The organism is Cryomorpha ignava (assembly GCF_010686655.1).
Lineage (GTDB): Bacteria > Bacteroidota > Bacteroidia > Flavobacteriales_D > Cryomorphaceae > Cryomorpha > Cryomorpha ignava.
In genome coordinates, this window is record NZ_JAAGVY010000042.1 from 24,473 (window position 1) to 39,208 (window position 14,736).

The following is a 14,736-nucleotide window of genomic DNA, read 5'->3' on the forward strand; positions in this document are numbered from 1 at the left end:
ATGAGTGATGCAGCAGTAAATATGCCGTTTTCAGAAGCTTCCGCAAATAGCGAACGCACCGGCAAAATGGTTCTCTATTTCGGAATTTTCAGCATAATTATGCTCTTTGCCGGTTTGCTAAGCGCATACATTATTACTTCTTACAGCGAGCTGTGGGTAAATATCGTCGTTCCTAGGGCGTTTTATATTTCCACCGGCGTTATTATTTTAAGCAGCGTTACCCTTAAGCTTTCGCTGAATGCATCTAAAAAAGGGGATCGAAAAACCACATCCCTCTTCTTAATAATTACCTTAATTCTGGGTGTTGTTTTTGGAGCCTTTCAATATCAGGGATGGAATCAGCTTCTTTCTGCCGGGAGCTACTTTACCGGAAGTGTAGATAACCTTTCGGGCACGTACGGAGATGATTTTACCATTACCTATCAGGGGAAAGAACTCATTTATGAAAATAATGATTTTTATTTCCCTAATGACGAGCTACGAGAAAAGCCGCTGCGCAACGAAATAGCCATTTTTGGTAATTCGGCCGGTAGCTATATCTACCTTCTTAGCTTTGTCCATCTCCTTCACCTGGTGGGTGGTATATTGTTTTTTATTGTGATCTTATTAATGAGTTTCCTCTCTGTTTCAAAAACGATAAGTCCCAAACGCCTGCGTTTGGGCGCTATCTACTGGAACTTTGTAGATGGACTTTGGATATTTTTATTCCTCTTTTTACTATTATTTCATTAAACTTGCATAAAATTTAGAGAAAAATGGCTGGAGAAGCTTCTGAAGCAATAGACAAGAACGTACTTTGGGATGGCGGTAGATCGCCTTTTAGCGTGAGTTACGGAAAAATGATGATGTGGTTTTTCCTCGTCTCAGATGCCCTTACCTTTTCAGGATTGCTGGTGGCGTATGGCTTCGCCCGTCACGCATTTACAGGTGCCTGGCCTGTAGGTGAGCAGGTGTTTTATTCCATGCCCTTTCTATCAGGACACTATCCGCTGCTTTATGTGGCTTTAATGACATTTTTGCTTATTCTAAGTTCGGTAACAATGGTACTCGCAGTTGAGGCCGGGCACCGACTTGATGAAAGATCAGTAAAAAAATGGCTTGCACTTACTATCGTTGGAGGTCTTTTCTTCCTTGGGTCACAAGCCTGGGAGTGGAGCCACTTTATCCATGGTTCAGCCGGATACATTACCACAGTAGATGAGGGAAAATACTGGCTTACTGAAGAAATTCCCCATGGTAAAACTGCCATTGATGTAGAAGGGTTTGGCTTGGTAGCTAATCGCGGCGAAGACAATGAAATAGAATATACTGGTCAAAAGGCAATTGAGATCTACAATAGCCGCGTAAATCATGTATCCGGTGCAAATATGACCCAAAATGAATACGGGCCGCCGCAATACGCTAACTTCTTTTTCTTTATTACCGGTTTCCATGGTTTCCATGTATTTACAGGAGTATTGCTAAATGTTATTGTATTTATTAGCCTGATGAAAGGAACTTATAGAAGGCGCGGACATTATGAAATGGTCGAAAAATCAGGACTTTACTGGCACTTTATTGACCTTGTATGGGTTTTTGTTTTCACTTTCTTTTACCTCGTATAAACTTATTTTGAATTATGGAGCGCGACGACTTAATAGCAAACGATTCTTATTCCCTTAATGCTACGCACGATGCAGAACACGGCAGGGTAATAAGAAAGAAAATATATTTTGTTACCATTTTACTTTCTGTAATAACGACGGCCGAGGTGTTAATGGGAGTTTTTTTTAAACACGGCACCGCTATATGGCCCTTTGTAAAATGGTCGTTTATTGTGATGACACTTGTAAAAGCGGCTTATATCGTTGTGGTTTTCATGCACCTGGGCGATGAGCGTAAATCACTGAAATATATGATTTTGGCTCCTTACGCAATATTCGTACTTTATCTGATTTTTGTCGGTATTACCGAGTCAAACTTTATCAATGAAGTTTGGCAAACATATGGTGAGTAATGAAAACCTTACCAAAAGGCTTTAAGTACACCATTCTTCTCTTACTTCTTCTCGGGCCGGGATTGTTTTTGATTTTGCTTTCAAAAGGAACGCATAAGTTCAAGACGCTTCCATACTACGGGTTTAAAGAAGTAGCTACCGATGGCGACACAATATACCATACCGTACCCGACTTTGAATTTACAAATCAAAATGGCGAAGCCGTTTCGTTTGCTGATTTTAAGGATAAAATTGTTGTAGCCGATTTTATATTTACGACCTGCCCTACGATTTGCCCCATCATGACCAAGCAAATGACGAGGCTGCAATGGATGCTTGAAGATCCTTCGTTTAATAATGTGAAGTTTCTTTCGCATTCCGTAAATCCCACCCATGATACGCCCGAGGTATTGATGGAATACGCTAAAGCGAATGATGCCGATTTGAGCCGATGGACATTTGTGACCGGAGATCAGCAGGATATTTTTGATCAGGGCTTTGAGGGATATTTGCTAAGCACCCAGGAAGACAGCGGGGCTCCGGGGGGCTTTCTCCATTCTTCCAATTTTGTACTTATCGATAAAGACCGGCATATTCGCGGTTTTTACGACGGCACAAGCACTACCGAGGTTGATGATCTTGTCTCGGATATTAAAATGCTGATGAAGGAAGAGACAATGACCGAAGAAGAAAAAGTGCAATGAAAGCTCAAAGAGACGTAGAGGGCAAAACAAAACCGTGGATAATTGCGGTTTCGCTGATTATTCCCGCGGTAGTCGCCTGGCTCTTTACTATTAAAATTGAAGGCTACGATACCGGCTTTTTACCACCCATTTACGCCACTTTAAATGGGTTAACAGCTCTTATTCTCATTGCTGCTGTTATCGCCATCAAGAACAAACGTATTCTGCTTCACCGTGGGTTGATGACTGCAGCAGTGATTTCATCTGTACTCTTTTTGGTTCTATACATTATTTATCACAGTACCAGCGACAGCACTCCCTATGGTGGCGAAGGCGCAATGCGTTATATTTATTTCGCCATTCTTATCAGCCACATTATTCTTTCGATAATCGTGGTGCCTTTTGTGCTTATCACGTATGTACGAGGGTTTACCGGCCAGATTGCAAAGCATAAAAAAATTGCGCGAATTACCTTCCCGCTTTGGCTCTATGTGGCCGTGAGCGGGGTGTTGGTGTATATTCTTATTTCTCCATATTACGTGGGGTAGGTTTAGTTTGCAAAATTTGTTTTGAGACCGCTCCATTTCGCTCCGCTTGTCATTCGCCCTGCGGCCCGATATGAATGCAATTGAAGTAATAGTCCCACAGTTTACTGATAAAGGAATTGTAAATTCACGATAACCCTGTAAGATCGAAGGGGATTTCCGCAGGGCGCATGCATAGCGAACTAACAACTGATGTTTATACTCACTTTGAATTCCGATTACAGATTCAAAACAGTTTTCAATCAAATATTTCCTTTATTCAAAATCCAATTCATCAATATAACACCTATTTGATTTTCCATTTTGTATCTTTGTACCATGCTTAAAACAATGGGAAAATATTTCGCATTATTGGCCCTTTCAATCACGGCCTTAATGATTTCTGTAACCACTGCTTATTCGCAGTGTGCCATGTGCAAAGCTGTAGCCGAAGAGTCTATAAACGAATCGGGTTATGGTTTGGCAATGGGCTTGAATACCGGCATTTTATTCATCATGAGTATTCCGTATATCCTACTTGCACTAGTTGTAGTCGTTTTCTTTCGGAAGCAGGTAAAGAGCTTTTTAAAAGCATTCAGCAATATCCATTAATCGCGCCGTTTGGCTAATTTCTTATTTGCATGATGAGAGTATTTAAAGACTCAGGTAAAACAATAAAATCGCTTCTCAAAGAACGTATTTTGATTCTGGATGGAGCCATGGGTACTATGATTCAGCGGCATATCCTTTCGGAAGAAGATTTTAGAGGTGAGCGGTTTAAAAATCACGACCATTCCCTAAAGGGCAATAATGATTTGCTGAGCATTACGCGACCTGATATTATAAAAGATATACATGCCGCTTATTATGCAGCTGGCGCAGATATTGCCGAAACAAATACTTTTAGCTCTACCGTCATTGCCCAGGCAGATTACCATCTGGAAGATGCGGTGTACGATCTCAATTTTCAAAGTGCAAAAATTGCGCGTGAGGTGGCTGACGAATTTACCCATAAGAATCCCGATAAACCCCGCTTTGTTGCCGGTTCTATTGGGCCAACCAACCGTACGGCGAGTATATCGCCTGATGTAAACGATCCCGGTTTTAGAGCCATTACTTTCGAAGAACTTAGAGCTGCCTATTTTCAGCAGGTTGATGCCTTGCTTGATGGTGGTGTGGATATGCTTCTTGTAGAAACGGTGTTTGATACGCTTAACGCAAAGGCAGCACTATTTGCGATAGACGATGTTTTTGAAAAGCGAGGCGAAGAAGTGCCGGTAATGGTTTCGGGAACGATTACCGATGCCAGCGGAAGAACGCTTACCGGGCAAACCACCGAGGCATTTCTCTATTCGCTTGAACATTTCCCGATGCTTTCTATCGGTTTAAATTGTGCTTTGGGTGCGAAACAATTGCGTCCATATTTAAAAATCCTCTCTGGTAAAGCACCATTCGCGGTAAGCGCACACCCCAATGCAGGACTGCCAAATGCCTTTGGTCAATACGATCAAACAGCCGATGAAATGGCGGAAGAAGTTGAGGATTTTCTTAAAAACAATTTCCTGAATATTCTGGGCGGTTGCTGCGGCACTACTCCCGAACATATTTCGGCTATAGCCAAAGTAGCTGCAAAATACGCACCACGGCAATATGAGGCACAGCAGGTTCTAAATCATGCTTAAAAATCAGCAATTATAATGATGAAATTAAGTGGGCTCGAAGGGCTCGTAATTCGTCCCAATTCAAACTTTATCAATATCGGTGAGCGTACCAATGTAACAGGTAGCCGGAAGTTTTTGAGACTTATTCGGGAAGATAAATACGATGAGGCGGTAAGCATTGCCCTTGAGCAGGTAGAAGGTGGAGCGCAGATTATAGATGTAAATATGGACGAGGGAATGCTCGATGGCGAAAAAGCCATGGTGCGTTTTTTAAACCTGATAGCCGCCGAGCCCGATATTGCCAAAGTGCCCTTTATGATCGACTCTTCAAAGTGGAGCATTATTGAGGCCGGTTTGCGCTGCGTGCAGGGCAAGAGTATTGTAAATAGCATAAGCCTGAAAGGTGGCGAGGCCGAGTTTTTGTATCAGGCGCGCCAAATTAGAAAATACGGCGCAGCGGTAGTCGTTATGGCATTTGATGAGCTCGGTCAGGCCGATACGCTGGATCGAAGGATTGAAATTTGCCAGCGTTCTTATGATCTGCTTACACAAAAAGTCGGATTTCCAGCCGATGATATCATTTTTGATCCCAATATTTTCCCGGTGGCAACGGGTCTGGAAGAGCATCAAAACAATGCCATTGACTTTTTTGAAAGTACAAAGTGGATTAAAGAAAACCTGCCAGGGGCAAAAGTAAGCGGTGGAGTAAGCAATGTTTCGTTTTCCTTTCGGGGAAATGATACCGTGCGCGAAGCTATGCACAGCGCCTTTTTATACCATGCGGTAAAAGCAGGTATGGATATGGGGATTGTAAACCCGGCTCTGCTGGGCGTTTACAGCGATATTGACAAAGACCTACTCGATAGGGTAGAAGATGTTTTGCTTAATCGACGTGAAGATGCCACAGAGCGCCTTTTGGAATTTGCGGAAGCCATAGGCCAAAGCACAAAAGAAATAGATAAGAAAGCCGAAGAATGGCGAAGTCTGCCTGTAAACGAACGCCTGGCGCACGCACTGGTTAAGGGTATTGACTCTTACATAATAGAAGATACCGAAGAGTCGCGCAAGAGCCATGATCGCCCGCTACACGTTATTGAAGGGCCGCTGATGGATGGGATGAATATTGTAGGTGATTTATTCGGGTCGGGGAAAATGTTTTTGCCGCAAGTAGTGAAAAGTGCTCGGGTTATGAAAAAATCGGTGGCTTATTTGCTGCCTTTTATCGAAGATGACAAACGCGAGAATGACGATAAGTCTGCTGCCGGAAAAATCGTGCTTGCCACTGTAAAAGGCGATGTACACGATATTGGAAAAAACATTGTGGGAGTAGTTCTCGCCTGTAACAATTATGAGGTTATAGACCTGGGTGTAATGGTACCGGCTGATAAAATCATAGCCCGAGCAATTGAAGAAAATGCCGATATTATTGGCTTGAGTGGATTGATTACGCCTAGCCTTGATGAGATGGTAAACGTGGCTCAGGAAATGGAGCGCGTAGGCTTGAAAATTCCCCTATTGATAGGTGGTGCCACGACTTCGCGGGTTCACACTGCCGTGAAAATAGAAGAGCACTACAAGCGCAGCCAGGCTGTGCATGTACTCGATGCTTCGCGTTCTGTAACTGTAGTTGAGCGACTTTTGAGCAAAGATAAGGAGGCGTATATCAATGAGATAAAAGCAGATTACGCCAAAGTGCGCGATCACCACGCCAATAAATCTGCGCGAAAAGAATTTTTGACTTATGAAGATTCTGTGGCCAATAAAATGGAAATCGACTGGGATGAATTTTCGGACAAGCAGAAACCAAAAATGCTCGGTCTTCAGCATTTTAAAAAGTATTCGCTTCGAGAAATAGCATCGTATATCGACTGGACTCCTTTTTTTCAAACCTGGGAGTTGCACGGGAAATTTCCACAGATACTCGAAGATGAAGTGGTGGGAACAGAAGCGCGCCGCGTTTACAGCGATGCCACAGAGATGCTGAAAGAGATTATTACCAATAAATGGCTTCGCGCAAATGGCGTAATAGGCATTTGGCCGGCAAATACGGTAAATGGCGATACCATAGAAGTATATAATTCCGATGGTAGCGGTGAAGTAATTCACCGGTTTGAATGTATGCGCCAGCAGATTAAAAAAGCGCAGGGTCAGCCCAATCTTTCGCTGGCTGATTTTATTGCACCAAAAGAATCGGGAAAAAAAGATTATATCGGCGGTTTTGCAGTGAGCTCCGGTTTTGGTATCGAGCCGCATTTAGAGCGCTACAGAGCCGATCATGATGATTACAATAGCATCATGCTAAAGGCGCTTGCCGATAGATTGGCGGAAGCCTTTGCCGAGTTGATGCACGAAAAGGTGCGTAAAGATTTTTGGGGATATGGAAGTAAAGAAAACCTCAGTAAAGAAGAATTGATAAAAGAAAAATACCGCGGAATTCGACCCGCGGCTGGTTATCCTGCTTGTCCAGATCATACCGAAAAACCCGGATTGTTTGAATTGCTTCATGCAGAAGAACTCACCGGAATTACGCTTACCGAAAATTTTGCGATGTACCCGGCCTCTGCCGTTTCAGGTCTTTATTTTGCACATCCCGAGTCGAAATATTTCGGTGTAGGCCGTATTTCAAAAGATCAGGTGGAGGATATGGCTAAGCGAAAATCAATGTCGTTTGAAGAAATGCAGAAGTGGTTGTCGCCAAATTTAAATTATTAGTGAGGAAAAAGTTAACCGTAAAGACGTAAATCTTTACGCAAAGGGATTGAGTTGTCTTTTTCGTTCCTTAGGATTTGATGATACATGTTCTGATTCTGAATTTTATTGTCTTTATGAGAATAATATTAAAAAAGTAGAGCCATGTTAGTCACCAGTAGCAAAGAATTTTCGTAAAATCAGAAATTGTATTTTGATAAAGTGGATAGAGGCGAGCGGGTAGTAGTGCGCAGAGGAAAGTATAGATCTTATGTTCTTACTGCACTTCCGGTTGACGATTCTTATTTTAATGAAGATATGCTGAACGTGTTAAAAGAAAGTATTTTGGAAGTTGAGCAAGGCGAAACCCTGAAGATAACTACGTCGAGTGAAATAAGTGAATTGCTGGGTTTATGACCTATTTATTGAGTCCACTCTGATAAGTAAGTTGTCTTAGAATTCACTATTTGGAGTGTTTAGGAATTCACTGATTTTCAACAAGTTCCCCTTTAGGGGTTAGGGGCGAAAAAGGTAAAACTTAGTGTAACGGTCTCACAACCGAAGGGCGTAATCATTGAATTCTGGGTTGTCGGAGTGGACTCATTTATTAGAATTTTCTAAAACGGCCCTAAAAGATATAGAACGACTTAGGAAATCAGGAGATGCTGGTGGTTTAAAAAAGCTTGAGAAAATCTTTAATGAATTAATGCTTCATCCTACCACGGGAATTGGTCAACCCGAAGAGTTAAAACATAATCTTAGCGGTTTGGATTCACGGAAAATAGGTAAAAAACACCGTGTAGTTTATTCTATTAAAGAAGATATTGTTACTGTTTATATTTTGAGTGCCTCTTCCCACTATAGGGATAAATAGCTTCAATATTTCATCCTTCGCGATAATAGCTTTCTTGTTTAGGTTTTATAGGTGAGAAGCTTTTTCATCACCAAATCGTAGATTCCCAATTTATTAACAAGACTGGATTTCTAACCGAGATTGGTTATTTTAGCGGCTTTATTTCAGGGTGCGATAAATGCGTAGAGTTTTAAGTGTTTTTGTTTTTATGTTTTGGGCGGCGGTGGCTTTTGCTCAGCCTAAGCCCGTGCAGCTTGGCGAAAATGGATCTGACTGTATCGGCGCTTTGATGATAAACGATACAGTTGTAGGCCCCGTTTATTCGCCGAAAGGCTTTGGTAAAAAACTGGAGATAAAGAACTATGAGCTTGGCGATCCATACTTTATAGAGAGAGAACACAATACAGTTTGGTACAGGTTTATTGCTCCATATGATGCCATTTTCACTTTTGATCTGATGCCAATTGTAAAAGAAGACGATTTTGACTTCTTGCTTTTTCAATACGATGGCCCTAACTTCTGTCAAGATATTATGGATGGCAATAAAATCCCTGTCAGAACCAACATTTCGAGAAAGAATCTTGATACGAAAGGCAAAACGGGATTGTCTGAAAGCGCAGTAGAAGAATATGTTCCGTCAGGCCCGGGAAGTCCATACAGCAAAGCATTAAAAGTATATCGTGGCGAGATGTTTTACCTTCTGGTCGATAATCCGTTTAAGGAAAATGAAGGCCATACCATCTATTTAAAATTTAAGAAGTTAAACCCCGACACCGATACCCAAAAGCAGGACGAAGAGCCGGTTTACGAAACGCCATACCGCAAGTTGGAAATTACTGTAACCGATAAAAAAACCAATGAGCGGATCGCGTCAAACATTACCATTAGCGGTCTTCCTGATTCTGTGCAGTCTCGGTATCCCGCCCTTTCGCAAGTGGAGCTCGATGTGGTGAGCTATCGCACCTATGACATTAGCGTGGTGAAAAAGGGATATTTGTTGGCGACTCAAAATTTTATTCCAAAAAACGATTCCCTGTACACTGTCAACATTGCTTTAAAGCCAATGGGCTTGGGCGATAAGATTAATTTGGAGAATATAAAATTCGACAGTGATAAAACCGAAATTCTCGATAAGAGTCTTCCTGCCCTGACGCAATTGAGTGATTTTATGGAGATTAATCCCGGTGTTACAATCGAAATTCAGGGGCATGTAAACGGTGAAAGCAAGCGCAATAAGCGAAAATACCGCAAGCTAAGTGAGGCGCGCGCCAGAGCTATTTACGACAAACTCGCAGAAGCCGGTGTCAGCAAGTCACGAATGGACGTTGTGGGCTTTGGCAATTCAAAAATGATTTATCCCACTCCTATCAACAATCGCCAGTCTGAAGCCAATAGGAGAGTTGAGGCGGAGATTAAATCTTTGTGAGTTAGTCGCGAGTCGCGAGTCTCTAGTCGCGAGTCTCCAGTCGCGAGTCGCGAGAGTGCCATTTGATAGATTGTGGGATTTTCTTGTTTAGCACCTTTTCTTGATTGGCATTGCTTTCAGTGAAGAGCTTTATCAATAGATGTTACACCTTGTAAAGGCGAATCCTCAAAAAGTCAGCTACAACCCACCAAATAATGAGCTGCGCCTCGTGACCCGCGACTCGCGACTTCTTGTCGAATAGCAAATTACACCTTGTAAAGGCGAATCCTCAAAAAGTCAACTACAACCCACCAAATAATGAGTTCCGCCTCGTGACTCGCGACTCGCGACTTCTTGTCGAATAGCAAATTACACCTTGTAAAGGCGAATCCTCAAAAAGTCAGCTACAACTCACCAACTAATGAGCTCCGCCTCGTGACTCGCGACTCGCGACTTTTTCCGCCTCCGGCGGAAAAACCTTCCAAACAACCAACCCGCCGTTTATCATTTCGTGTGAGTCGAATTAATTTCAACTTTATAAATTTACTTTTTTAAAAAAATAATACGATGCTTAGAATCTCAGTTTTATTGATTTTTTCCTCCCTGTTTTCTCTGGGTCTTTCAGCGCAGGAAAAGTGGGATTTACAAAAGTGCATTGACTACGCACTTCAGAATAATCTCTCGGTGCAACAGTCGAAGCTGAATATTGAAAGAGCAGAAATCGGTCTTACTCAAAGTAAATATGCGCTTCTTCCAAATCTAAACGCACAGGCTACTTATGGTTATAATTTTGGACAGCGTATTGACCCTTTCACCAATCAGTTTGCGACCCAGCGCGTTTTAACCAATAATTTATTTATGTCGTCAAGCCTCGATATTTTCAACGGCTTTTCAAAAGTGAATACCATAAAGCGAAATGAGGCAGATATGGTTGCGAGTGAGTACGATCTTAAGACCATTCAAAACGATATCTCACTTCAGCTTTGCCTGGCGTATTTGCAAATTTTGCGCAATAAAGAAAATGCGGCAATTGCACAAGAGCAGCTTACGCTTACTCAAAGTCAGGTAGATCGCACCCAAATTCTTGTCGATGCCGGTCAATTGCCGCAGGGCACTTTATACGATGCACAAGCGCAGGCAGCACAAGAAGAACTCAATCTGGTAAATGCCGAAAACGCAATTGTTCTGGCGCGGCTAAATCTTACCCAAATCATGCAACTCACCCCTCAGGAAGCCGAAGAATTTGAGATTGTAACACCCGATTTGAGCGATGAAGGCACAGAATTACTCAACAATTCTGCCATGGACATTTACATTAGAGCTAAGCAGGAAATGCCGCAGATACAAGCTGTGGAGCAAAGAAAAACCGCCGCCGAATACGACTTGAAAGTTGCCAACGGGAATTTATATCCCAATTTGAGTTTGAGCGGATCTGTTGGTTCTGGGTATTCGGGAGCGAATAGAATCATTGTGGGTGAGGGTTCCAATGTCGGCTTTGTGCCTATTGGACAGGTTCAAGGAACGGGAGCACCAGTGGTTACAATTCAAGAGCAAACAATCTATAACGATGGAGACTTTAAAACCAAATCGTTTACAGATCAGCTATCCGATAATTTTAATCAGAATATACAGCTCAATCTGGTTATCCCAATCTTTAACGGCTTGGCGGCGCGCAGCAATGTAAACCGGGCAAAAATAAATAGACTCGATGCCGAGATAACCTATGCTCAGGTTTCCAATCAGCTGCGCTTTGATGTGGAGCAGGCTTACGCCGATGCCAAGGCAGCAATGAATAGTTATCTGGCGGCTCAAAAAGCAGTTATGGCACTTGAAGAATCGTTTAATTACGGACAAGTGCGTTACGATCAGGGAGTAATTAATACTGTACAGTTTAACGATATTAAAACCCAATATACCAATGCACAAAGCAGTATGACCAATTCGAAATATGACTTTGTATTCCGAACCAAAATACTGGATTTTTACCTTGGCAATCCCATAACTCTTTAAAAAACTGCAAGATGACTAAAAAGAAAAAAAGGTTTATCTGGATTAGCGTAATCATCGTTGTTGTGCTTGCCGTTATTGCCTGGTCGAAGAGCAAGTCGGGCGATAGTTTTAAAGTAACTACTTCTGAAGTGGTTGAGCGCACCATCGTAGAAACGGTTATTGCCAATGGAAAAATCCAACCCGAAACCGAAGTCATAATCTCGTCAGAGGTATCCGGAAAAATTCTTGAGTTGCCGTTTAAAGAAGGTGCAAAGGTGAAGAAAGGAGATTTATTGGTTAAAATAAATCCTGATTTGGCGCAGGCATCCTTAGATAGAACCCAGGCGGCTTTAAACAATGCCAAAGCAAATAAGGCCGGAGCAGATGCACGTTTGGTGCAAGCCGAGGCACAGTTTAGGAACAACGAGTCTATTCGCAGTCGAAATCAGATTTTGCTCGATAAAGGAGCTATTTCTCAAGCCGATTTTGAAAATATTGAAGCAAGTTTTGAAACAGCAGAAGCCGAAGTAAAAGCTGCCCGCGAGAGTGCCAAAGCTGCTTCTTACACCATTCAGTCGGCTATGGCAGGAGTAAAAGAGGCCAGCGATTCGTATGATCGCACAACTATCTATTCCCCTATGGATGGCACCATTTCAAGGCTCAATGTAGAAGTAGGTGAGCAGGTAGTAGGTGCTATGCAAATGACGGGAACAGAAATTATGCGCGTTGCCAACCTGGATGTTATGGAAGTTCTCGCCGATGTAAATGAAAGCGATATTGTGCGCGTTCGTTTTAATGACACTGCCAATGTTGAGGTGGATGCTTATCTGGGCAGAAAATTTAAAGGAATTGTTACCGAAATTGCCAATTCGGCAAAAAATGCGGGTATGAGCGCTGATCAGGTTACCAACTTTGAAGTTAAAATTAGAATATTACAAGAATCATATGCTGATTTAAATGATGCTGCCATGTCGCCTTTCCGCCCTGGTATGAACGCCACGGTAGATGTACGAACAAAGATAAGAGAGAATGTGCTATCAGTTCCTATTGAGAGCATTACTCAGCGCACAGATACCAGCAAAGCAAAGTCGAGATCGAGTGTAGAGCGTATTTTGGGCGAAACCAAAGCTGAAGATCAGAAACCAATAACCTGCGTTTTTATTCTTTCGGGAAATACGGTAGAGGTGGTTGCGGTTGAAACCGGAATTCAGGATGATCGCTATATCGAAATCACTTCGGGATTAAGCACTGGCGATAAGATCGTGAGCGGCCCCTTTGATCTGGTTTCCCAGAAGCTGATGCCTGGCGATGAAGTAAAAGTTGTGTCAAAAGAAAATCTCTACAAGAAGGATTAGATGGCAAGAATTCTCTGCATTGAAACTTCCACAAAAGTCTGTTCTGTTTGCGTTGCTGAAGGTGATGCTGTACTCGCTCTTGCTGAAGACAATGAAGACGAATATACCCATGCCGAGAAGCTGAATGTGCTAATCGCAAAGGTTTTGGAGGAGAGTGATTTGAAATTCAAAGATCTCAGTGCAATCGCCGTTAGCGAAGGCCCTGGTTCTTATACCGGATTGCGCATTGGTGTTTCTGCCGCCAAAGGTTTTGCAGTGGCGCTCGACATTCCCATTATTGCCGTTAATACCCTTAAGGCAATGAGTGCAGGAGTCGGCGATAAAAACCAAGACTCTCTATTGATTCCAATGATTGACGCCCGGCGGATGGAAGTTTTTTGCGCCGGTTTTACGGGCGATTTGCAACCGGCTTTTGAAACCCGCGCAGAAATTTTGAGTTCCGAATCGTTTCCCGAGGCCAAGGCTTTTACCAAAGTTCTTTTTTTCGGCAATGGAGCAGAGAAATGCAGAGGTGTTTTGGAGCCATTGGGTTTTGAATATTTTCCTGATGTTTCCGCTTCCGCGAATGGAATGGCAAAACTGGCCAATGAAAAATTTAAAGAATCTGATTTTGTCGATACGGCGTATTTTGAACCTTTTTATTTGAAAGATTTTGTTGCCGGTAAGCCGAAGGCTTCTTGATAGGCAATTTGCAATAGGCAACTTAGTGCAACGATCTCATGACCGTAGGGAGTAATAGGCAATGAGTTTGTGGAAGGAATCTTATTTTCGATTTGTGATGATTAATGCATGGTGTGCTGCATTTATGTTGCTCTGTCGATCAACTAATCTCTTAACACATTTCGACGCCGCTCAATGCAACGCATCTATTTTGATCGTTACTTTTTCAACCTCATTTAATACATTCGTAAAGTTAGATTGTAAGAATTTTTCCGAAAGCATCTATCCCTAAAATAATGTAACATATTGTTTACCAATGCCCACGCCCGCCCCCAACCCCTAAAGGGGCGAGCCCATCGCACATCTTATCGTTCCGCGAACACGATAATTTATTAAAGTCAAAGATTTAGTTGCGTTGCATTTATTGGATGAAATAACTCCCTTAAAAGAGGTGTGTGGTGGTGCCCTTAGGGATCTAAGCTCTATACACATCGTTTTTCAACCTTACTTTTTTCGTCTTATTCTATATATTCGTAAAGTTAGATTGTTAGAATTTTCATCAAAGCATGTACCCCCAAAATAATTCAAATTCTTGATTGTCAATGCACTCGCGCCCCATGTGCATTCCTCTCGGAGAAAGGCCTCGTCGGATGCAGAAAGGCGAGCCCACCGCGCATCTTATCGTTCCGCGAAGCACGTCAATTCAGTAAAGCCAAAGATGTATTTGCATTGCATTTATTGTATAAAATCACTCCCTTGATAGATCTGTGCGGCAGTACCCTTTAGGGCAAGGGCGCGCGCGGGAGTTGATTGTTAACCTGAGTTCGATTATTAACAACTTGACTGTCAATAACTAACGAAAAATAGTTCTAAAAATAGAAAGGTAAAATACAGTGTTTTTGTATATTTAGATCGTTGAAAAATAAACACTTAACAAAAACAA

The 14,736-nt window shown here is 42.3% G+C and carries 14 protein-coding genes; all 14 read left to right on the plus strand.

All coding sequences use genetic code 11. The features are described from left to right. The 14 genes from G3O08_RS16755 to tsaB all read left to right on the plus strand — a co-directional run bounded on the left by G3O08_RS16755 (window position 1) and on the right by tsaB (window position 13,814). Window positions 1-732 carry a cytochrome c oxidase subunit 3 gene (locus G3O08_RS16755; RefSeq protein ID WP_163286612.1) on the plus strand — a complete coding sequence of 244 codons (732 nt, stop codon included), beginning with the start codon at window positions 1-3 and terminating at the stop codon, window positions 730-732. 23 nt (window positions 733-755) lie between these two features. After that, window positions 756-1,604: a cytochrome c oxidase subunit 3 gene (locus tag G3O08_RS16760; RefSeq protein WP_163286613.1), complete on the plus strand. Its 849-nt coding sequence runs from the start codon at window positions 756-758 to the stop codon at window positions 1,602-1,604. Window positions 1,605-1,618: 14 nt separating this feature from the next. Next, entirely contained in the window at window positions 1,619-1,996 is a 378-nt protein-coding gene (locus tag G3O08_RS16765; protein ID WP_163286614.1) for a cytochrome C oxidase subunit IV family protein, read from the plus strand. After that, window positions 1,996-2,679, plus strand: a complete 684-nt coding sequence (locus tag G3O08_RS16770) for an SCO family protein (RefSeq protein WP_163286615.1) — start codon at window positions 1,996-1,998, stop codon at window positions 2,677-2,679. The genes G3O08_RS16765 and G3O08_RS16770 overlap by 1 nt, the downstream gene beginning before the upstream one ends. Beyond that, the gene (locus tag G3O08_RS16775) at window positions 2,676-3,206 is read left to right on the plus strand and encodes a DUF420 domain-containing protein (protein WP_163286616.1); all 531 of its coding nucleotides are present in this window, start codon (window positions 2,676-2,678) and stop codon (window positions 3,204-3,206) included. Before G3O08_RS16770 ends, G3O08_RS16775 begins: the two co-directional genes overlap by 4 nt. A gap of 327 nt (window positions 3,207-3,533) precedes the next feature. Then, window positions 3,534-3,794: a hypothetical protein gene (locus G3O08_RS16780; protein ID WP_163286617.1), complete on the plus strand. Its 261-nt coding sequence runs from the start codon at window positions 3,534-3,536 to the stop codon at window positions 3,792-3,794. A gap of 29 nt (window positions 3,795-3,823) precedes the next feature. Then, a complete protein-coding gene (locus G3O08_RS16785; protein ID WP_239541300.1) occupies window positions 3,824-4,864 on the plus strand; it encodes a homocysteine S-methyltransferase family protein in 1,041 nt (346 codons plus the stop codon). Between the two features lie 15 nt (window positions 4,865-4,879). Continuing rightward, entirely contained in the window at window positions 4,880-7,555 is a 2,676-nt protein-coding gene (gene metH, locus G3O08_RS16790) for a methionine synthase (protein ID WP_163286618.1), read from the plus strand. Window positions 7,556-7,738: 183 nt separating this feature from the next. Continuing rightward, window positions 7,739-7,948, plus strand: a complete 210-nt coding sequence (locus G3O08_RS16795) for a prevent-host-death protein (RefSeq protein WP_163286619.1) — start codon at window positions 7,739-7,741, stop codon at window positions 7,946-7,948. A gap of 169 nt (window positions 7,949-8,117) precedes the next feature. Continuing rightward, window positions 8,118-8,405, plus strand: a complete 288-nt coding sequence (locus tag G3O08_RS16800; protein ID WP_163286620.1) for a Txe/YoeB family addiction module toxin — start codon at window positions 8,118-8,120, stop codon at window positions 8,403-8,405. A gap of 157 nt (window positions 8,406-8,562) precedes the next feature. After that, window positions 8,563-9,810, plus strand: coding sequence for an OmpA family protein (locus G3O08_RS16805; RefSeq protein ID WP_163286621.1), 1,248 nt, complete (start codon window positions 8,563-8,565; stop codon window positions 9,808-9,810). A gap of 546 nt (window positions 9,811-10,356) precedes the next feature. After that, window positions 10,357-11,799, plus strand: a complete 1,443-nt coding sequence (locus G3O08_RS16810; RefSeq protein ID WP_163286622.1) for a TolC family protein — start codon at window positions 10,357-10,359, stop codon at window positions 11,797-11,799. 11 nt (window positions 11,800-11,810) lie between these two features. Further along, entirely contained in the window at window positions 11,811-13,133 is a 1,323-nt protein-coding gene (locus G3O08_RS16815) for an efflux RND transporter periplasmic adaptor subunit (protein WP_163286623.1), read from the plus strand. Continuing rightward, window positions 13,134-13,814, plus strand: coding sequence for a tRNA (adenosine(37)-N6)-threonylcarbamoyltransferase complex dimerization subunit type 1 TsaB (gene tsaB, locus G3O08_RS16820; protein WP_163286624.1), 681 nt, complete (start codon window positions 13,134-13,136; stop codon window positions 13,812-13,814). Window positions 13,815-14,736: the final 922 nt, after the last annotated feature.

Coding starts and splice junctions, on each gene's coding strand:
- G3O08_RS16755 (WP_163286612.1), top strand. CDS start 1: ATGAGTGATGCAGCAGTAAATATGCCGTTTTCAGAAGCTTCCGCAAAT.
- G3O08_RS16760 (WP_163286613.1), top strand. CDS start 756: ATGGCTGGAGAAGCTTCTGAAGCAATAGACAAGAACGTACTTTGGGAT.
- G3O08_RS16765 (WP_163286614.1), top strand. CDS start 1,619: ATGGAGCGCGACGACTTAATAGCAAACGATTCTTATTCCCTTAATGCT.
- G3O08_RS16770 (WP_163286615.1), top strand. CDS start 1,996: ATGAAAACCTTACCAAAAGGCTTTAAGTACACCATTCTTCTCTTACTT.
- G3O08_RS16775 (WP_163286616.1), top strand. CDS start 2,676: ATGAAAGCTCAAAGAGACGTAGAGGGCAAAACAAAACCGTGGATAATT.
- G3O08_RS16780 (WP_163286617.1), top strand. CDS start 3,534: ATGGGAAAATATTTCGCATTATTGGCCCTTTCAATCACGGCCTTAATG.
- G3O08_RS16785 (WP_239541300.1), top strand. CDS start 3,824: ATGATGAGAGTATTTAAAGACTCAGGTAAAACAATAAAATCGCTTCTC.
- metH (WP_163286618.1), top strand. CDS start 4,880: ATGATGAAATTAAGTGGGCTCGAAGGGCTCGTAATTCGTCCCAATTCA.
- G3O08_RS16805 (WP_163286621.1), top strand. CDS start 8,563: ATGCGTAGAGTTTTAAGTGTTTTTGTTTTTATGTTTTGGGCGGCGGTG.
- G3O08_RS16810 (WP_163286622.1), top strand. CDS start 10,357: ATGCTTAGAATCTCAGTTTTATTGATTTTTTCCTCCCTGTTTTCTCTG.
- G3O08_RS16815 (WP_163286623.1), top strand. CDS start 11,811: ATGACTAAAAAGAAAAAAAGGTTTATCTGGATTAGCGTAATCATCGTT.
- tsaB (WP_163286624.1), top strand. CDS start 13,134: ATGGCAAGAATTCTCTGCATTGAAACTTCCACAAAAGTCTGTTCTGTT.